Raw genomic sequence first — 19890 nt, forward strand, 5'->3', positions numbered from 1 at the left:
CGCGATCAGGCAGGCGTCTTGGCGGCCAGCTTCGCGTCGCGCGCCGCCTTCATCTTCGCGAAATCGTCACCCGCGTGATAGCTCGACCGGGTCAGCGGCGACGAGGCGACCAGCAGGAAGCCCTTCGCGCGCCCGATCGCGGCATAAGCGTCGAACGCCGCCGGCGTGACGAAATCGGCGACCTTGGCGTGGCGCGGCGTCGGCTGAAGATACTGACCCATCGTCAGGAAATCGATGTCGGCGGAGCGCATATCGTCCATCACCTGATGAACTTCGAGCCGCTCCTCACCCAATCCGAGCATGATTCCCGACTTGGTAAAGATCGACGGGTCAAGTTTCTTGACGCTTTCAAGCAACCGGAGCGACGCATAATAACGCGCACCGGGCCGAATGGTCGGGTACAACCGCGGCACGGTTTCCAGATTGTGATTATATACGTCCGGACGCGCCGCAACGATTGCTTCGACCGCCGCCTCATGCTTGTTGCGGAAGTCGGGGGTCAGAATTTCGATCGTGGTATTTGGATTGGTGCGGCGAATGGCCTCGATGACCCTCACGAACTGCTTCGCACCGCCATCGGGCAGATCGTCGCGATCCACCGAGGTCACGACGATATGCGCCAACCCCATCTGCGCGGCCGCATCGGCGACGTTCTGCGGCTCCATCGGATCGACCGCGCGCGGCATCCCCGTCTTCACGTTGCAGAAGGCACAGGCGCGCGTGCACGTATCGCCCAGGATCATGACGGTGGCGTGCTTCTTGGTCCAGCACTCCCCGATGTTCGGGCAGGCGGCCTCTTCGCACACCGTCGTCAGGCTCTTCGAGCGCATCAGCGCGCGAGTCGCGGCGAAGCCCTCACTGGTCGGGGCTTTGACCCGAATCCAGTCGGGCTTGCGTTGCCGCTGGGGAGCCGGGAGCGGGGTCATGTCGTTCATGGCGTGCAGATAGCGTTTACTTCCACCCGAAACAACGAAGGGCTTTTACGGCATGAGAAAGTTCCACGACCTGATCGAGGGCTATTACCGCTTCCGCGGCAACGAATGGATCGAGGAGCGCGAGAGCTGGAGCAAGCTGGCCGAGGGTCAGGAGCCCAAGGTGATGGTGATCGCCTGCTCGGACAGCCGCGTCGATCCGGCCACGATCTTCGGCACGGTGCCTGGCGAGGTGTTCGTGGTGCGCAACGTCGCCAACTTGGTTCCGCCGTTCGATCCGTCGGGCGGTCTCCACGGCGTCTCGGCGGCACTGGAATTCGCGGTCACGGTGCTGAAGGTCGACGAGATCCTGGTGCTCGGCCACGGCCAGTGCGGCGGCGTGAAGGCGTCGCTGTCGGGCGCGCTGCGCGATGCCAAGCCGGGTGAAGGCGGGTTTGTCGCGGAGTGGATCAAGCTGCTCGACGACGCGCGCGAGAAGGTGATCGCCGAGCATGGCGATGGCCCCGAAGGCCAGACCGCGCTGGAGCGCGAGGGCGTGAAGGTGTCGATCGAGAACCTCAAGACCTTCCCGTTCGTCCAGCAGCGGCTGGAAGACGGCTCCTTGAAGCTCCACGGCGCGGTGTTCGCGATCAAGGACGGCAAGCTGAACGTGCTGCAGGAAGACGGGCATTACGAAGCCGCGTAAGCGTTCGTGATATCGTGAGGCGGCCGCTTCGTTCCTTTGGGGACGGGGCGGCCGTTTCTTGTTACGGGGGCTTCGCTCCACTATTGGCGCTCGACCAACTCCGTCATTCCCGCGCAGGCGGGAATCCAGACGCGCAGGCCATCGTGAGAGTCGCGAACGTCAGTGGTTCTGGATTCCCGCCTTCGCGGGAATGACGAGGGGGCGTGGAAGCCTCCCTCTTCTCCTCACCCCGCGTGCGGGCTGACCGTCGCGGTGGCGTCCTTCTTCGGTGCGTCCGCGGTCACGCGCACGCTCAGTTCGCGAAGCTGCTTGACCGACGCGGGCGACGGGGCGCCCATCAGCAGGTCCTCGGCGCGCTGGTTCATCGGGAACAGCGACACTTCGCGGAGGTTCTGCGCGTCGCATACCAGCATGACGATCCGGTCGACACCTGCCGCCATCCCGCCGTGCGGCGGCGCGCCGTACTGGAACGCGCGGTAGAGGCCGCCGAACCGCTCCTCGACATCGGCCTTTGAGAGCCCGACCAGCTCGAACGCCTTGACCATCAGCTCGGGCGACTGGTTACGGATCGAGCCCGAGGCGATCTCATAGCCGTTGCAGACCAGATCGTACTGATACGCCTTTATCGTCAGCGGGTCCTGCCCGGTCAACGCGTCCATCCCGCCCTGCGGCATCGAGAAGGGATTGTGCGCGAACTCGACCTTCTTCTCGTCCTCGTCATATTCGTAGAAGGGGAAGTCGACGATCCAGCACAGCCGGAAGGCCCCCTGCTCGATCAGTCCGAGCTGGTCGGCGACGCGGGTGCGCGCGAGCCCGGCGAGCTTGGCGGCCTGTTCGGGCTTGCCCGCGGCGAAGAACATCCCGTCGTCCGGCCCGAGGCCGAGCGCGGCGTAGAGCGCCTCCATCCCCTCGGTGCCGTGATTCTTGGCGATCGGCCCGCCGAACTCGCCGCCCTTGCGCGTGACATAGCCGAGGCCGGCATGACCCTCGCTGCGTGCCCAATCGTTCATTTCATCGAAGAACTTGCGGCTCTTCTCGGCCGTGCCCGGCGCCGGGATCGCGCGGACGACGCCGCCCGAACCGACGATCTTCTCGAACAGCCCGAAACCCGAGGTCGTGAAATGCGACGACACGTCGGTGATGAGCAGCGGATTGCGCAGGTCGGGCTTGTCGCTGCCGTACTTCAGCATCGACTCGTCATAGGGGATGCGCGGGAACTCGCCCGTCGGCGTGACCGTGCGGCCGTCGGCGAACTTTTCGAAGATGCCGCCGATCACCGGCTCCATCGTTTCCCACACCTCTTCCTGCGTGACGAAGCTCATTTCCAGGTCGAGCTGGTAGAATTCGCCCGGCAGCCGGTCGGCGCGCGGGTCTTCGTCGCGGAAGCACGGCGCGATCTGGAAATAGCGGTCGAACCCCGCGACCATCAGCAGCTGCTTGTACTGCTGCGGCGCCTGCGGGAGCGCGTAGAACTTGCCGGGATGGATACGGCTCGGCACCAGGAAGTCGCGCGCGCCTTCCGGCGACGAGGCGGTGAGGATCGGGGTCGAATATTCGGTGAAGCCGGCATCCTCCATGCGGCGGCGCATGTCGGAGATCACCTTGGTGCGGCGGACGATATTGGCGTGGAGCGTCTCGCGGCGCAGGTCGAGGAAGCGATAGCGCAGGCGGATATCCTCGGGATAATCCTGCTCGCCCGCGACCGGCATCGGCAGTTCCTCGGCCGCCGACAGGACGGTCGCGCCGCGCGCATAGACCTCGATCTCGCCCGTCGCGAGATTCGGGTTCACGGTGCCTTCCGAGCGGCGCTTCACGCTGCCGTCGATCGTCACCACCGACTCGACGCGCACGGCATCGAGGATCGCCAGCGCGGGCGAGTCGCTGTCGGCGACGATCTGCGTGATGCCGTAATGGTCGCGCAGGTCGACGAACAGCACGCCGCCGTGGTCGCGCTTGCGATGCACCCAGCCGGAGAGGCGGACGGTGTCGCCGGCCTGATCGGCGGACAGCGCGGCGCAATGGTGGGTGCGATAGGCGTGCATGGATGATCTCTGACTGATGTCGCCGCGTCTGGCACGACGAGGAAGCGTTTTTGACAGCCTCCGCCCTCCCCCGTCGCAACCCACTTTGTCAAGGCGCGTGCACCGGTCTATGGACGAGCGCCTATGCACGTCCATCCGCTCATCACCGACAGCGCAACGCTCGCCAATCTCTGTGCCCGCCTTGCCGATGCCCCGTTCGTCACCGTCGACACCGAGTTCATGCGCGAGAGCACCTATTATCCGGAGCTCTGCCTGATCCAGATTGCCGATACCGAGGAGGCCGCGGCGATCGATCCGATGGCGCCGGGGCTCGACCTGGGACCGCTCCTTGACCTGCTGGTCGACAATGAGGACGTACTCAAGGTCTTCCACGCCGGCGGGCAGGATATCGAGATCATCTACAATCTCACCGGGCGCACGCCGCACCCGTTGTTCGACACGCAGATCGCGGCGATGGCGCTCGGGCAAGGCGAACAGATCGGTTATTCGAACCTGGTCGACAGCTGGCTGGGCGTCCAGGTCGACAAGGGTGCACGCTTCACCGACTGGGCGCGCCGACCGCTCGACGCGCGACAGATCGAATATGCGATCGGCGACGTGACGCACCTGTCGAATATCTTCCCCAAGATGCTGGAGCGGCTGCGCAAGACCGGGCGCGGCGCGTGGCTGGATCAGGAAATGGAGCGGCTGGCCGATCCGGCCAATTACGCCAACGACCCCGATGTCGCGTGGAAGCGCGTGCGGATCTCCAGCCGCAAGCCCGACGTGCTCGGGCGGCTGAAGGCGATCGCCAAGTGGCGCGAGCTGGAGGCGCAGGCCAAGGATCTGCCGCGCGGGCGGATCGTCAAGGACGAGACGATCGCCGATCTGGCGGGCCATGCCCCGCGCAAGCAGGCCGACCTCGCCAAGGTGCGCGGGCTGTCGCAGACCTGGGCGGGCAACGACATCGGCGCGCGACTGATGGCGGCGATCGAGGGCGCGCAGCCGCTTCCCGACGACGAAATGCCGCCGCGCGAGGACCGCAAGCCGGGATTGGGCAAGGAGGGGGCGCTGGTCGCCGACCTGCTCAAGCTGCTGCTCAAGATCCGTGCGCGCGACATCGACGTCGCGCCGCGGTTGCTCGCTCGCGGTGACGAGCTGGAACTGCTTGCCGCCGGCCAGCGGCAGGGATTGCAGATCCTGCAGGGCTGGCGGTTCGACCAATTCGGGCAGGATGCGCTCGATCTGGTCGAGGGACGGCTCGGTTTTGCGGTGCAGGACGGGCGACTGAAGATGACGCGGACGGAGGCGGTGGCATGATGCGGGCGATCGCTCTGACGGCTGCACTGGCGTTGGGCGCGTGCGCGAAGCCGGCCGCTCCGGTCGCGGAGGCTACGGCGCCGGGCGTGCAGTGCGACGCCAATGCGGTGCAGTCGCTGGTCGGGCGGATGGCGGCGGAGGTGACCGCGGAGGCGCAGCGGCTGAGCGGCGCGCGCTCGGTGCGCAGCTATCGCAGCGGCGATGCCTTGACGATGGACTTCCGCCCCGACCGGCTGAATGTCGAGCGTGACGCGGGCGGTAGGGTAGTGAAGTTCAGCTGCGGGTGAGTTCCGTGCCGCTTGTTTCTTCGTTCCGGATTTGAGCCGGCACGACGACACAATGAGATACCGTTCGCCCTGAGCTTGTCGAAGGGCGTGCCGCGCAGCACATGCTTCGACAGGCTCAGCACGAACGGATGCGTTGTACGGCTGGCCCCGCGTCCGTTCAGAACAACCCGTCGTCATCCTCATCGAACGCCGCTACGGGCGCAGAAGCCTGCTCCATACCGGGCAGCAGGAACGCGGCGTGGATCGCGCGTTCCGAGGCCATGGTGTAGAGCGCGCCCGCCCATGGCAGCAGCCGCTGCAACGCCGCTTCGTCGGCCGGCGTCAGCGTGGTCTCGGTCGCCTGCCGGTTGAGCACTACCGCGCCGACGTCGAGCCGGTCGGCAAACGCCTGTTCGTGCTGCAACGCGCCGACGTCCTGCTGGAGCGTGGCGATGATCCGCCGCGCCTCGTCGCCGCCGTTCGCCATGGCGTGGTCGGAGGTTTCGCACGCGCTGCGTACCACCGCCAGCGCGTCGTCGAGTGCGCCGGTCGAGCCGCCCGCGCCGGTGCTGCCCTCGGGATGAAGGTCGAGCATTCCCAGCGATTGCACGACGCGCTCGATGTCGCTGCTCAGTCGCGTCAGGCGTGTGGCGCATGGATTCACCTCGGTCGCGATCACCGCCACCGCGCGCCCGATGATGCCGTGCCGACGACACAGCAGCCGGGTGTTGGTGGAAATATCCTGCACGTCCATCGCGATGCGCTGAATTCGTCCCAGCCCGCGCGAAAGGTCTGCGATTGTGTTGGCGACATAGGCGGTCAGCCCCTCGAGCTGACGGTCGGCCTCGCTCAGCCGGCCGGTGACATGGCCCAGCCCGGCGATACCGCTTTGCAGCTTGCCGAGCGCCTCGCTCTCCTCGCCCTGCGCCTGCGCGGCGATGATCTTCATCAATCCCCCGGCGAGCGGCCCGAGTTGCGCGAGCGAACCGACCAACGCGCTCATCTCGCGTCGGAAATCTTCCGCGATCCCGGCCATCTGCGCCGCGACCAGCCGCGAGAGATGCGCGCTGGCGCCGGGTGCGTCGACTTCCGCCTGCGCGGCGCGCAGGATCGCCGCGCAATGTTCGACACGCTGCCGAACGCTGTCGCCGATCTGGATCGCGCCGAGGATGTTCGCGACCGCGCTCTGCACCTGTTGCATGATCTGGCGCACGTCGCGCGCCATGCGCGCGGTCGCTTCGAGGTGGCGTTCAAGGACGTCGGCGTTACCCGACAATTCCCCCGGCACGGTGGCGGGCACCTTGCGGCACTCGTCGGCGAGCAGATCGTCCGCTTCCTTCACGTCGCGCACCACGGTGCCGAAGCTGGCCAGTTCCTGCTCGAACTGCTTCAGCTCGCGCCGGCCGCTGTCGAGCTTGCCCTCCATGCCGGTCGCAAATTGAACGAAGGACATCTCGCCGGACGAGGCGATCTTGATGTTCATGCCATAGATGCTGAGCGTCCGCAGCAGCTCGGCCACGTCGGACAGCAACTCGCGCAGCTCGCGCGTGCGCAGCGTCAGCGCGCCGATCTGGCCGGCGCGCTGTCGGCGCTGTTCGGGCAAGGTACCGAGCCGGTGCGCGGCCTGCCGCAATTTGTCGACCGCCGCACCCGCCACCTCGGGCGAGAGCGCGCGCTGCACCTCGTCGAGACCGGTCGCCATCCGATCGACGGTATCGATCGTCGAGGCCAGCGTCTCTCCGACCGCGCGGAACCGCGATTCGAGGTCGCCGATCAACAGGTCGAGATCGTCGGCGAGGCCGCCAAGCGGCAGCGCGGTCGCGGTCGCCGGATCGATCGTGCTCAGCAGCATCCCATTCCCCTTCGTTCAGCGCGCGGTCGCGGTCAGCAATTCGCGCGCGATGCGACCCAGCGGAACGACCTTGTCCGCTGCGCCGCGTGCGATCGCTTCCTTCGGCATTCCGAAGACGATCGACGTCTCCTCGTCCTGCGCGAAGGTGCGTGCGCCGGCGGTCTTCATCTCGAGCAACCCGCGCGCGCCATCGTCGCCCATCCCGGTCATGATGATCCCGACCGCGTTCGCCGCGGCATTGCGCGCGGCCGAGCGGAACAGCACGTCGACCGACGGGCGGTGGCGCGAAACCAGCGGCCCTTCCTTGACCGACACGACATAGCGCGCCCCCTGCCGCTCCAGCATCGTATGCCGCAGCCCGCCCGGCGCGATCAGCGCGCGGCCGCGCATCACCGTATCGCCGTCCTCGGCCTCCTTGACGTCGATCTGGCACAGTCCGTCGAGCCGCCGCGCAAAGGCGCGGGTGAAGCTTTCCGGCATGTGCTGGACGATCACGATGCCGGGCGAGTTGGCGGGCAGCGCTTCCAGCACCTCGCGCAGCGCCTCGGTCCCGCCGGTCGACGCGCCGATGCACACGACCATTTCGGTGGTCTTGCTCATCGCGCGGCCGGTGGGCGGCGGCAGCACCGCATCGGCGGACAGCTTCTGCTGCGGCGCGCGCGACGGCGTGGCGCGGCGTGCACTCAACTGCGCGCGCGCCGCACCCTTCACCGTCTCGCGGATCAGCAGATGCGCCTCGGCGAGATGATCGGCGACCCCGACGCGCGGCTTCAGGATCACGTCGACCGCGCCGGCCTCCAGCGCCTGCAACAACGTCTCCGAGCCCTCTTCGACCAGCGACGAGCACATCACTACCGGCACCGGGCATTGCGCCATCAACCGGCGCAGGAAAGTAATCCCATCCATGCGCGGCATCTCGACGTCGAGCGTGATGACGTCGGGCACCTCGGTCTGCATGTAACGGGCGGCGGCGAACGGATCGGCGGCGGCGGCGATCACCTCGATCTGCGGATCGGCGGAGAGGATAGCGGTCATCGCCTGACGCACGCTGGCACTATCGTCGATGATCAGGACGCGGGTCTTCTTCATGGCCGCTCAGATCTTCTTGAACACGGTGTTGCCCACCGCGGTGATGGGAAGGGTGAAGCCCGCGACCGACTCCGAATGGCCGAGGAACAGCAGCCCGCCGGGCCGCAGACATGCCGCCAGCCGGCGCACGACCTGTTCCTGTGTCGGCTTGTCGAAGTAGATCAGGACGTTGCGACAGAAGATCATGTCCATCGGCTCGCCGACCGGATAATGATCGTTCATCAGGTTGAGCTGCGCGAAGCCGACCGCGCTGCGCAATTCGGGGACGATCCGCACCTCGTCGCGATCGCGATCGCGCGGACGCAGCACGTAGCGCTGGCGCAACGCGGCGGGCACGGGCTCGACCTGCGCGGCCGGGTAGATGCCGCGCTTCGCGGTCGCCAGCACGTCGGTATCGAGGTCGGTGGCGAGGATGCCATAGTCCGGCCCGCGCCGCTCCCGTGCAAAGGCGTCGAGGACCATCGCGATCGTATAGGGCTCCGCTCCGGTCGAGCAGGCCGCGCTCCACACCCGCAGCCGCCGCACACCCTCGTCCTGCATCTGCGGCAAGGCGACGCTTTGCAGGTAATCGAAATGCTTGGGTTCGCGGAAGAAATCGGTCTTGTTCGTGGTGACCGCGTTCAGCAGGTGCTGTCGTTCCTGGTCGAGATTGTCGTCCTCGAACAGCCATGCGCAATAATCGCCGAGCGACGCGCTTTGCGTCGCGCGGACACGCCGCCGCAATCGACCCTCGATCATGGTCAGCTTGGCGGGAGGCAGGCGGATGCCGGCCTGCGCGTAGATGTAGCGCGCGATCCGCTCGAAATCGCGCTTCGACAGCACGTCCGCGCCCGACGCGGCGATCGCCGCCGCGCTCATGCCGCCAGTGCGCCCGTCGCGGGGGCGCCGCCGAGCAGATCGGCATCGTCGCTTGCGAAGATCCGCGGCAGGTCGAGCAGCGCGACGAAGCCGTCGTCGCGACGCAGGATTGCCTCGACATACCCCGAGCGCCAGCGGCCGCCCAGGTCGGGCGATGGCTCGACGGCGTCGGCACCGAAGCGGCTGACGTCGAGCACGCGATCGACGACCAGCCCCAGCACCAGCGGCGCGGCGCCGGCGACCGGCGCCTCCACCACCAGCACGCGCGTCGCGAGGGTCGTCTCCCCCGTCGCCATGCCGAGCCGCACGCGCAGGTCGATCATCGGCACCGACGTACCGCGCACATCGGTGATGCCGACCAGCCACGCCGGGGCGTCGGGCATCCGGAACGCCGGTCGATGATCGAGGATCTCACGGACCTCGGTGACCGGCAGCGCGAAGCGCTCCTCCCCGAGGCCGAAGACGACGACCTGTAGTTCCTGCTTCGTCATGCTCATGCTGCACGTCCAAACTCGGCGTCTTCGCCGTCAGGGCCACCATTGGTAAGATCGAGCGCGAAGCCGCGGACGCGGGCCTGTTGCTCGGCGATCGAGGCACCGCGCGGCGCCTGATTCTTCTTCGCGACCGGCGCCGCACTGCGCGCGACGCTGCGGGGCGCATGGCGTGCAGGCCGCTTGCCGTCCTCGACGCGGAAGAAGGCGATGCTTTCCTGAAGCTCCTCGGCCTGCCCCGCCAGTTCCTCGGACGTCGAGGAAATCTGCTCGGAGGCCGAGGCGTTCTGCTGAGTCACCTTGTCGAGCTGCTGGATCGCCTCGTTGATCTGGCTGGCCCCGATATCCTGCTCGCGGCACGCGGCGCTGATCTCGGCGACGAGTTCGGCGGTGCGGCGGATGTCGGGCACCAGCCGGGTCAGCATCTCGCCGGCCTGCACGGCGGCGGTGACGGTTTCCGACGACATGCCGCTGATTTCGCCTGCGGCGGTCTGGCTGCGCTCGGCCAGCTTGCGGACCTCGGCGGCGACCACCGCGAAGCCACGGCCGTGCTCGCCCGCGCGTGCCGCCTCGACCGCGGCGTTGAGCGCCAGCAGGTCGGTCTGGCGCGCGATCTCCTGTACGATGCCGATCTTCTCGGCGATCGTGCGCATCGCGCTGACCGCTTTCTCGACCGCCTGCCCGCTCAGTTCGGCATCCTGCGACGACTGGCGCGCGATCTTCTCCGTCTGCGTCGCATTGTCGGCGTTCTGCTTGATGTTGGCGGCCATCTGCTCCATCGACGCCGATGCCTCCTCGGCCGCCGCCGCCTGTTCGGTCGCCCCCTGGCTCACCTGCTCCGACGACGACGAAAGCTGCTGGCTGCCCGCCGCGACATTCTGCGCCGCCAGCGTGGTCTGCCCGATCGTCTCGCGCAGCCGCACCGTCATGCGGTTGACGGTGTCGACCAGATCCTTGATCTCGTCGTTGCTGCGCACCGCGACCTCGACCGACAGATTGCCGTCGGCGACTGCGGACACCGCCTCGTTGACCTGCCGCAGCCCCTTCGACACCACCCGCGCGATCCACAACGCACCGCCGATCGCGAACAGCAGTGCGATCACCGCCGTCGTCAGCAACGTCGTACGCGCGCCGGAATAGAGCGTGGCGGCATCGGCGTTGGCCTGCGTCAGCTGCGCCTGAGTGATCGCGGTCAGTTGCGCCAGCGTCTCGCCGAGGCGGGTGACGACCGCGCGGCCCTCGGTCATCGACAGCCGTGCCGCCTCGTCATGGTGACCGGCCATCGCCATCTGGCGCCCACGGTCGCTGATCTGGCGATAGGCATTCCACTGCTCGAGGCTCTTCTTCCAGACCGGGCGCCCCTGCTCGGTCGCGATCTTCAACCCGCCTTCGAGACTTTCGCGGATCTTGCGGTCATAGTCGAGGAACTTGGCTTCGAACTCGCGCTGCATCGCTGCATCGTCGGTCATCATGATGTTCTTCTCGTTGCGGATCGCGCGCCCGACGTCGCCATCGGCGGTCAACGCCAACTGGATACGCTGCGAGGGGCCGTCGACGATCTCGCCGATCATGCCGTTAAGCACGCCGATCTTCGACACACCGACTCCGACGACCAGGCAAAGCAGAAGGATGACGGCGGCAAAGTTCCCGGCCAGTTTCGTCTTGATGGTGGCGCGCATGGAAAGTCCTTATTCTTACACCCGGGTGCGTTCGACGCGACCGCTGCTGCGGTTTACCTTCTTTGATTAACCGAACAGGGATGAAGGAAAGGTTCAGGCACGTTCCGGAACCGTGGTCCGTCAGGTAGTTGCCGCTCCACCTGACGGTCCGACTTCGGCGGGCCGCCGCCCCGCCGGCGGCTCAGGCTGCGCGGCCGAAGTCGGCGTCCTCTCCATCCGGACCGCCGGTGCTCAGATCGAGCGCGAAGCCACGTACACGCGCCTGCTGCTCGACCACCGATGTGCCACGCGTGACGGGCTTGCCCTTCTTCGCCGCGACGGCGGTGCTGCGCACGGCGGGGCGCGGCATGTGACGGGCGGATTTGCTGCCCTCATTGACGCGGAAGAAGGCGATGCTCTCCTGCAATTCCTCGGCCTGGCTCGCCAGTTCCTCCGAGGTCGAGGAAATCTGCTCGGAAGCCGAGGCGTTCTGCTGCGTGACCTTGTCGAGCTGCTGGATTGCCTCGTTGATCTGGCTGGCCCCGATATCCTGCTCGCGGCATGCGGCGCTGATCTCGGCGACCAGCTCGGCGGTACGACGGATGTCGGGCACAAGCTTGGTGAGCATTTCGCCCGCCTGTGCCGCGGCCGTCACCGTTTCCGACGACATACCGCTGATCTCGCCCGCGGCAGTCTGGCTCCGCTCGGCCAGCTTGCGGACCTCGGCGGCGACCACCGCGAAGCCGCGGCCGTGCTCGCCCGCGCGTGCCGCCTCGACCGCGGCGTTGAGCGCCAGCAGGTCGGTCTGGGGCGCGATCTCCTGTACGATGCCGATCTTCTCGGCGATCGTGCGCATCGCGCTGACCGCCTTCTCGACCGCCTGCCCGCTCAGTTCGGCATCCTGCGACGACTGGCGCGCGATCTTCTCGGTCTGCGTCGCATTGTCGGCGTTCTGCTTGATGTTGGCGGCCATCTGCTCCATCGACGCCGACGCCTCCTCGGCCGCCGCCGCCTGCTCGGTCGCCCCTTGGCTCACCTGCTCCGACGACGACGAGAGCTGCTGGCTTCCGGCCGCGACATTCTGCGCCGCCACCGTCGAGTCACCGACGACGATGCGCAGCCGATTGACCATCATCACCAACGCCTGACCCAGCTTGTCCTTCTCCGACAGCGGCTGATGATCGACGGTCAGGTCGCCGCCGGCGATCGCATCGGCCAGCGCCGCGCTCTTGCGCAGGTTTGCGGTCATGCGGTTGACGGTATCGACCAGATCCTTGATCTCGTCGTTGCTGGTGACGGTCACGTCCTGGTCGAGGTCGCCGATCGACACCGCCTCGACCGCGACCCCGATCCGCTTCAGCCCGCGTGACACGACCAGCGAGATCCAGACCGCGCCGCCGATCGCGATCAGGGAGGCGATCACACCCACCGCGATCATCATCGTGCGGCTTTGGGCGTACAATTCGTTCGTCGCCTGGTCCGCCTCCTTCATCTTCTCGCGCTGGAACTCGCTGACCTTGCCGATGTCGGACGCAAAGCGCTTCATGACCGGCGCCTGCTCCTCGTTCGACAGCTTGGCGGCTTCGTCGTTGCGGTTGGCATAGCCGAGGTCGCGCACCCGTTCGAAGGTCGGCTTCAGCTCCGTCCAGTCACGGCGCAGCGTCTCCCACAACGGGCGCCCTTCCTTGCTGGCCATCCCGATGCCCTGATCGATCAGCCGGTCCATGTCGGCTTCCCCCGCAAGGACCTTGTCGTAATAGCCCTTCATGACGATGGCATCGGTGTTGAGCGCCAGCGACTGCTGATCCGCGAGCGCCTGGCTCTGGACGGTATCGATCGACTGGGCGACCGACAGGCGACGCGCCGGCCCCGCGATCACTTCGGAGATGGCATCGTTGAGGGTGCTCATCTTCGAGACACCGACGCCGATGACGATGGCCAGCAGGAGCACCAGCACCGTGAAGGTGGCTCCCAGCTTCATCTTGATCGTAGCGCGCATCATATTCTCCAAAGCCATCCGACACGCGTCGTCCCCGACCCCGGGAACCGATGCGCGATGGAATGCCGGTCGGTCGCCACGGCGGCGAACGTCACGGCGGTCAATTCATTATCCGCGCGACACCGCGGCGAGGATGGCGGAGCCGCAGGGCGCCGCCGTTACGTCAGGCCGCCCGGCCGAAATCCTCGTCCTCGCCGTCGGGGCCGCCGGTGCTCAGGTCGAGCGCGAAGCCGCGGGCGCGTGCCTGCTGGTCGGCGACGCTCGCACCGCTGCGTGCCGGCGCCTTGACCTTGCGGACCGGCTTGGCCGCGGCGCGCACCGGCTTGCGGACGCTGGCGACCGGGCGCGGTTCGGCGGTGCGGAAGAAGGCGATGTTCGCCTCCAGTTCCTCGGCCTGCCCCGCCAGCTCCTCGGACGTCGAGGAAATCTGCGACGATGCCGAGGCGTTGGTCTGCGTCACCTTGTCGAGCTGCTGGATCGCCTCGTTGATCTGGCTCGCGCCGATATCCTGTTCGCGACACGCCGCGCTGATCTCGGCGACCAGTTCGGCGGTCCGGCGAATGTCGGGCACCAGCTTGGTGAGCATCTCGCCCGCCTGTGCCGCCGCGGTCACCGTCTCCGACGACATACCGCTGATCTCGCCCGCAGCGGTCTGGCTGCGCTCGGCCAGCTTGCGGACCTCGGCGGCGACCACCGCGAAGCCGCGGCCGTGTTCACCGGCCCGCGCCGCCTCGACCGCGGCGTTGAGCGCCAGCAGGTCGGTCTGGCGCGCGATTTCCTGCACGATCCCGATCCGCTCGGCGATGGTGCGCATCGCGCTGACCGCCTTCTGCACCGCCTGTCCGCTCTGCTCGGCGTCCTGCGACGACTGGCGCGCGATCTTCTCGGTCTGCGCGGCGTTGTCGGCATTCTGTTTGATGTTTGCGGCCATCTCTTCCATCGATGCCGAAGCCTCCTCAGCTGCCGCGGCCTGCTCGGTGGCGCCTTCGCTGACCTGTTCGGCGGTGCTCGACAATTGCTGGCTGCCCGCGGCGACCTGCCCCGAGGCGGCGGCGACGTCGCCGGCGAACTTGGACAGATTGTCGACGAGCGTGTTGATCGCGGCCTTCATCCGCTCGTGATCGCCATCGCACGCGATCTCGACGCGCTGCGTCAGGTCGCCGCCGCTGACCAGCGCCAGCACGCGATTGCCCTCGGCGATCGGCAACAGGATCGCATCGAGCATCCCGTTGATCCCGCCGACGACCTTGCCGAAATCGCCCGGGAAGCGCGTGGTGTCGCCACGTTCGCTGAGCTGCCCGGCGGCCGAGGCGTCGATCAGGCGGCGGATCTCGCCGATGATCTCGCGGAAATTGCCGCGCAGTTCCTCGATCGTGTCGTTGATGAACGCCTTCTTGCCGGGGAAGCGCTCCAGCGGGGCGTCGAAATTGCCCTCGCCGAACTGCTTGATGCACGCCATCGCGAGCTTCTTCACCGCGATATGGCCGCTGACCATGTCGTTGATGCCCTTCGCCATCACCGCGAAATCGCCCTGGAACTTGGCGACCGGTACGAAGACGTCGATGTCGCCGCGGTCATGCTCGGCGGACATGGTGTTCATCTCCGCGATCAGCCCCTTGAGGCTGCCGCGCAGACCCTCGATCGTGTCGTTGATGAACGCCTTCTTGCCCGGCAACGCGTCGAGCGGCGCATCGAACCGCCCCTCGCCGAGCGCCTTGACGCACGCCATCGCCGTCTTCTTGACCCCGATATGCGATCCGACCAGCGCGTTGATCCCGGCGGCGGCCTGCGCCATGTCGCCACGGAACGCCGCCACGGGAACCACCGCGTCGATATCGCCCGCGTCATGCTCGGCGGACACACGCTCGATCGCGTCGCGAAGCCGCACGGCGGGGTTCAGCGCCTCGTCGAGCAGATCGTTGACCGCCGACAGGATCTCCCGTGCCTCGCCGCTCGCCTCATCGAGCGACACGCGGCGCGACAGATCGCCTTCACCGAGCGCTCGGGTAAGCTGCCTGACCTGCGCCAGGGCGTAATCGGAACGGGCGGTCTTCTTGAACACGGGAAGCAACGACATGGCAGAACCCCACGAAAGCTGATGCGGAGACAGGTCAGGAGCGCGGTGACAGCACCGACGCGAAGATGGCGGTGAGATCGGGCAGGATGATGAGATCGTCACGCCAGCGGACGAGCCGGCGGACATAATCGCGCGACCAGCGCATCCCGACCGAGGGCGCCTCCTCGCTGGCATCGGCACTCAGCGTCGCGACTTCGCGAACGTGATCGGTACGCAGGCCGACCAGCGTCGGCTCGCCGTCGATCGGCAATTCGATGACCACGATCCGGCTGTCGGCGGTCGTCTCCGCCGCCTCCATCGCGAAGGCGAGCCGCAGGTCGGCGACGGGCGCGATCCGTCCGCGGAAGTTGACGACGTGCCGCACCAGCGCTGGCGCGCCCGGCACCAGGGTTTCGGGAAGCAGGTCGAGGATCTCGCGGACCATCGTCGCCTCCAGCGCGAGCGTCTCGCCGCCCACGTCGAAGGTCAGCACCTCCAGCTCGCCGCGCTCGTTCCAGGCGGTCGCGGCGGCGTCGGCGGTCGGCGCGACGGGGTTGATGGCATCAGCTCGCGACACGGAGCATCTCCTCACGGGGTTGCGCCATCGCGACCAGTTGCGCGACGTCGAGGATCAGCGCGACATTGCCGTCGCCGAGGATCGTCGCGCCGGAGAAGCTGCCGACGCCGCGATGGAAGGCCGATAGCGACTTGATGACGGTTTGGTGGTTGCCGATGATCTGGTCGACGACCAGCCCGACGCGATCGCGCCCGGTGGCGACCACCACGACCTTCTGGTGCGGATCGGGGCGCGTGCCGGTGGCGAACAGATCGCGCAGCCGCACGAACGGCACCAGCCGGTCGCGGAGCGTGATGAGGCTGCGCCCGCGCGAGCGCAGATCGTCCTCCAGCGACAGTTCGAGGCATTCTTCGACCGCGGACAGCGGCAGGACGTAGCGGCTCTCGCCGACGCGCACCAACAGCCCCTCGATGATCGCCAGCGTCAGCGGGATGCGCAGCGTGATCGTGGAACCCTTGCCGGTCTCGCTCGCCACGCTGATCGAGCCGCGCAGGCTCTCGATCGTGCGCTTGACGACGTCCATCCCGACACCGCGTCCGGACAGGTTCGTGACCTGTGCCGCGGTCGAGAAGCCGGGGTGGAAAATCAGCCCGAGCAGTTCCTCGTCGGCGAGTTGCTGCCCCGGTTCGATCAGCCCGTTGGCCTCGCCCTTGGCGCGGACGCGCTCGCGGTCGATCCCGCGGCCGTCGTCGACGATCGTGATCAGCACTTCTCCGCCCGCCTGATGCGCGCTGAGCTTCACCAGCCCCGTCCCGGACTTGCCCGCCGCGATCCGGTCGGCCGGTGCTTCGAGGCCGTGGTCGCACGAGTTGCGGATGATGTGGACCAGCGGATCGAACAGCCGCTCGATCACGGTCTTGTCGACCTCGGTGGTTTCGCCCGATGTCTGCAGCTCGATCGCCTTGCCGGTCTCGCGCGCCAGATCGTGGATCAGGCGACGGAAGCGCCCGAACAGCGACGAGACCGGCACCATGCGCAACACCATCATCGTGTCGCGCAACTCGCCGGACAGCCGCTCGATATCCTCGGTCACCGAACGCAGCAGCAGGTCGTGGCGATTGTTCGCAAGCTGCGACAGGCGGCTCTGCGCGATCACCAGCTCGCCGACGCGGTCCATCAGCGCGTCGAGGCGATCGGCGGGAACGCGGACGTTCTCCACCGCCGGCTGCGCGGCGGCCGGCGGACCTCCGGGAGCGGCGACCGGCGCCATCACCTCGGCCGGTATGGCGGCGATCGGCTCGTCCGCGACCGGGGCGGGTGCCGAAGCGGCCTCGTCGCCGAGCGGCGCGATGTCGAGCGTCATGTCGTCCATGACGAAGATGAACACGTCCTCGATCGCCTCGCGGGTGATCTCACCACGCAGCACGACGTCCCAGCCGAGATGGCATTCGTTGGGCACCAGCGCGTTCAGCGGCGGCAGCGTGTCGGTGCGCACACGCACCTCCGCCGCGCCGAGGTCGCGCAATTCGTCCAGCAGCATCAGCGGGTTGGTGCCGTTCGCCATCGCATCGGGCGGCAGGCGGAAGAACAGTCGCCAACCCTGCGACGCCGCCACCGGCTGGGCCGCCGGCGTGCCGCCGCCGCGCGCGGCCTCGACCGCCGCCGCGAGCCGGGCGAGGATCGCATCGCCCACGGCCTGTGGCGCGTCGCCTTCGACCAGCGCCGCCATATGGTCGCGCGCGGACAGGATCACCGATACCAGCTCGGCGGTCGCGGGCACCTCGCCCTTGCGGACGCGGTCGAACGCGCTCTCACAATGGTGCGTGAACGCGGCCAGCGCGTCGAAGCCGAACATTGCGCCCGAGCCCTTGAGCGTATGCAGCCCCCGGAACACCGCATTGACCAGCGCCATGTCGCCCAGCCGGTGCCCAAGATCGAGCAATCCCTGTTCGACCTGGTCGAGCAGTTCGCCCGCCTCCACCCGAAAAGTGGCTGTCGGATCCTCGTTCACTTGCCGAGCACCTTTTGGGCGACGCGGATCAACTGGTCGGGCTGGAACGGCTTGACCAGCCAGCCGGTCGCCCCCGCCGCCTTGGCCTGCGCCTTCATGTCGGCATCCGATTCGGTCGACAGGAAGATGATCGGCACGCCCGCCTGCGCCGGCTGCTGACGCAGCGCGCGGATCATCTCCAGCCCGTCCATATTGGGCATGTTGAGATCGGTGACGATCATGTCGAACCGCGTGCCCGTCGCCTTGGCAAGCCCGTCGGCCCCGTCGACTGCTTCGGTCACGGCATAACCGGCGCCGGTCAGCGCGATGCGGATCGCCATCCGCAGGCTGGCGCTGTCGTCAACGGTAAGGATCGAGGCGGTCATTGCGCGGAGTCTCCGTGGAACCAGAAGCTGGCGTCCTCTTCGGACGCCGGGGTGAAGCCGGCGCGCGCCAGCAGCGCGCGGAACGGGGCGCCGACCGGGGAGGCAAGCGCGAAGTCGCGGCCGTCATCGCGCGCGGTGCGCCGCGCGGACTCGACCAGTTGCACCACACTGAGATCGGGCGCGGCCACTGCCGACAGGTCGAGCCGGACGGCATCGCTCGCAGCGAAGGCGTGCGACAGATCGTCCGCCAGCAACCCGATCGACGGCAGGCACAGATCGCCGGCCGCGACCACATGGGTGATCGACATGAACTTGCTGCTCCTTGACTGCACACCCGGCCCACGCAGACAGGCCAGGGCGCCAAACGCCCGATTACGCTGCGGATCGCGCCGTCTCGCGCGCCGATCCGCTATCGTGATCGCCGTACGGGCCGAGGTCCTCCCCTGAGACCGAGTTGCTAGCGTGAAGGAGTAAAATGACGATTAACCCGTCATTGGGGTCGTTGCGACGTGTCCGAAGACGATTGACGCGATGTCAGGGACTTGCGCGTTTCCCCACGGTTCGGGGTGGAGGCGCCTGATGCGAATTATTCACCTGACCTGCGCAACCGCTTGTCCGAAAGCCGGCGCATCGCTCGACGGACGCAACCTCGGGCCCCTTGGTCGAATCGTTCGCCATTGCCGGTTGCCGGGCTCGGCAACCAGCGGCGGCGCTCGAGCGAGAGCCGTGACCGTCACCTGCACCCATGATCCGGTCGAACTGTGTCGGTCACAGGCTTTCGTCGCCCCGGACTTGATCCGGGGCCCCGCTTCTTCTTCCGAATGGCGCAAGAAGCGGGATCCCGGATCAAGTCCGGGATGACGGGGAGTTACTCCCCCTTCAGATCGGCGACGATCGGGAAGTGATCGGACGGGTAATGTGCGCCGTCGTGCGTCGTCAGCACCTTGGCCGCCACCGGACGGAAACCCTTCACAAGGATATAGTCGATCCACTTGCCCGCCTCGGGCGTGCCGGTGAAATCGTGGAACGTCCCGCTCGGCGCGTCGGGCGTGCGCGCCAGTCGCGACGCGTCGGTCAGGAAGGTCGTCAGCCGGCGCACCGCCGCGCTGCCGGGCGTGGTGTTCAGATCGCCGGTCAGCACGATCGGCAGCCCCTTTGCGATCACCGGAAGCCGCTCCGCGATCAGCGCGGCGGAGCGATTGCGCGCTTGCTCGTCCTCCGCTCCGCGATGCGGAAAGTGCGTGTCGGCCATCAGGAAGCGGCGCTTCGTCTTGCCGATCGTCTCGAACACGCCCCAGGTGACCATCCGCGGCAGGTTCGCGCCCCAGCTGATCTTGCCCGGCGTTTCGGGGGTCTCGGACAGCCAGAAGTCGCCGCTGCGGATCAGCTTGAGCCGATCGGTGCGGTAAAAGACGCCCATATGCTCGCCCTTGTGCCCGCCGTCGCGGTCGCGCCCGAACCAGCGATAGCCCGGCAGCGCACGGACGATGTCGTCGCCCTGTTTCTGGAGCAATTCCTGCGTGCCGATCACGTCCGGCTTCGCTTCGCGCACAGTCCGCATGAACAGGTCGTGCCGCGCCGGCCAGACGTTGGGGCCGTCGCAATCGCACGCGAAGCGCACGTTGAAGGTCATGACGCGCACGTCCTGCGCCTGTGCGCCACTTGCGGTTACCAGCGCTGCCGCTGCCATTATCAAACGCTTCATCTGCAACCTTTCTTTCTGTCCGTCTCGCTATCCCAGTGCGCTCGTCATTGCGAGCGGAGCGAAGC

The 19890-nt window shown here is 67.4% G+C and carries 16 protein-coding genes and 2 pseudogenes; 3 read left to right on the forward strand and 15 right to left on the reverse strand.

The window, feature by feature from the left end; genetic code table 11:
• Window positions 1–5: 5 nt before the first annotated feature.
• The gene (gene lipA, locus QP166_RS12375; RefSeq protein ID WP_333916174.1) at window positions 6–935 is read right to left on the reverse strand and encodes a lipoyl synthase; all 930 of its coding nucleotides are present in this window, start codon (window positions 933–935) and stop codon (window positions 6–8) included.
• A 52-nt stretch (window positions 936–987) separates the two neighbouring features.
• Between lipA and QP166_RS12380 the strand changes: the two genes are divergently transcribed.
• Window positions 988–1617 carry a carbonic anhydrase gene (locus QP166_RS12380; protein WP_333916175.1) on the forward strand — a complete coding sequence of 210 codons (630 nt, stop codon included), beginning with the start codon at window positions 988–990 and terminating at the stop codon, window positions 1615–1617.
• Window positions 1618–1841: 224 nt separating this feature from the next.
• On the opposite strand, the gene aspS is transcribed toward QP166_RS12380, so the two are convergent.
• Window positions 1842–3659, reverse strand: a complete 1818-nt coding sequence (gene aspS / locus QP166_RS12385; RefSeq protein ID WP_333916176.1) for an aspartate--tRNA ligase — start codon at window positions 3657–3659, stop codon at window positions 1842–1844.
• A 123-nt stretch (window positions 3660–3782) separates the two neighbouring features.
• Between aspS and rnd the strand changes: the two genes are divergently transcribed.
• Both rnd and QP166_RS12395 read left to right on the forward strand, forming a co-directional pair.
• Window positions 3783–4958, forward strand: a complete 1176-nt coding sequence (gene rnd / locus QP166_RS12390; protein WP_333916177.1) for a ribonuclease D — start codon at window positions 3783–3785, stop codon at window positions 4956–4958.
• Window positions 4958–5245 (forward strand): I78 family peptidase inhibitor, encoded by a 288-nt coding sequence (locus QP166_RS12395; RefSeq protein WP_333916178.1) that lies wholly within the window; start codon window positions 4958–4960, stop codon window positions 5243–5245. Before rnd ends, QP166_RS12395 begins: the two co-directional genes overlap by 1 nt.
• Before the next feature lie 157 nt (window positions 5246–5402).
• Here the strand turns inward: QP166_RS12395 and QP166_RS12400 are convergent, their stop codons facing one another.
• The 13 genes and pseudogenes from QP166_RS12400 to QP166_RS12455 all read right to left on the reverse strand — a co-directional run bounded on the left by QP166_RS12400 (window position 5403) and on the right by QP166_RS12455 (window position 19825).
• On the reverse strand, window positions 5403–7076 hold the full coding sequence (locus QP166_RS12400) for a hypothetical protein (protein WP_333916179.1): 1674 nt from the start codon (window positions 7074–7076) through the stop codon (window positions 5403–5405).
• A 15-nt stretch (window positions 7077–7091) separates the two neighbouring features.
• Window positions 7092–8165, reverse strand: a complete 1074-nt coding sequence (locus QP166_RS12405) for a protein-glutamate methylesterase/protein-glutamine glutaminase (RefSeq protein ID WP_333916180.1) — start codon at window positions 8163–8165, stop codon at window positions 7092–7094.
• Between the two features lie 6 nt (window positions 8166–8171).
• Window positions 8172–9023, reverse strand: coding sequence for a CheR family methyltransferase (locus QP166_RS12410; protein WP_333916181.1), 852 nt, complete (start codon window positions 9021–9023; stop codon window positions 8172–8174).
• Window positions 9020–9520 (reverse strand): chemotaxis protein CheW, encoded by a 501-nt coding sequence (locus QP166_RS12415; protein ID WP_333916182.1) that lies wholly within the window; start codon window positions 9518–9520, stop codon window positions 9020–9022. The genes QP166_RS12410 and QP166_RS12415 overlap by 4 nt, the downstream gene beginning before the upstream one ends.
• Window positions 9517–10569, reverse strand: a pseudogene (locus QP166_RS19005) (methyl-accepting chemotaxis protein); the annotation flags it as partial. The pseudogene QP166_RS19005 and the gene QP166_RS12415, both read right to left, overlap by 4 nt.
• A gap of 96 nt (window positions 10570–10665) precedes the next feature.
• Window positions 10666–11193, reverse strand: a pseudogene (locus QP166_RS19010) (MCP four helix bundle domain-containing protein); the annotation flags it as partial.
• A gap of 181 nt (window positions 11194–11374) precedes the next feature.
• A complete protein-coding gene (locus tag QP166_RS12425; RefSeq protein ID WP_333916184.1) occupies window positions 11375–13171 on the reverse strand; it encodes a methyl-accepting chemotaxis protein in 1797 nt (598 codons plus the stop codon).
• A gap of 163 nt (window positions 13172–13334) precedes the next feature.
• Window positions 13335–15248, reverse strand: coding sequence for a methyl-accepting chemotaxis protein (locus QP166_RS12430; protein WP_333916185.1), 1914 nt, complete (start codon window positions 15246–15248; stop codon window positions 13335–13337).
• Window positions 15249–15282: 34 nt separating this feature from the next.
• Window positions 15283–15804, reverse strand: coding sequence for a chemotaxis protein CheW (locus QP166_RS12435; protein WP_333916186.1), 522 nt, complete (start codon window positions 15802–15804; stop codon window positions 15283–15285).
• Window positions 15791–17755, reverse strand: coding sequence for a chemotaxis protein CheA (locus tag QP166_RS12440; RefSeq protein WP_333916187.1), 1965 nt, complete (start codon window positions 17753–17755; stop codon window positions 15791–15793). The genes QP166_RS12435 and QP166_RS12440 overlap by 14 nt, the downstream gene beginning before the upstream one ends.
• Window positions 17752–18120 (reverse strand): response regulator, encoded by a 369-nt coding sequence (locus QP166_RS12445; protein WP_333916188.1) that lies wholly within the window; start codon window positions 18118–18120, stop codon window positions 17752–17754. Before QP166_RS12445 ends, QP166_RS12440 begins: the two co-directional genes overlap by 4 nt.
• Complete coding sequence (locus QP166_RS12450; protein WP_333916189.1) at window positions 18117–18428, reverse strand: STAS domain-containing protein; 312 nt, start codon at window positions 18426–18428, stop codon at window positions 18117–18119. The genes QP166_RS12445 and QP166_RS12450 overlap by 4 nt, the downstream gene beginning before the upstream one ends.
• Before the next feature lie 560 nt (window positions 18429–18988).
• On the reverse strand, window positions 18989–19825 hold the full coding sequence (locus tag QP166_RS12455; RefSeq protein ID WP_333916190.1) for an endonuclease/exonuclease/phosphatase family protein: 837 nt from the start codon (window positions 19823–19825) through the stop codon (window positions 18989–18991).
• Window positions 19826–19890 lie beyond the last annotated feature (65 nt).

The sequence above is a fragment of the Sphingomonas sp. LR60 genome, assembly GCF_036855935.1.
Lineage (GTDB): Bacteria > Pseudomonadota > Alphaproteobacteria > Sphingomonadales > Sphingomonadaceae > Sphingomonas.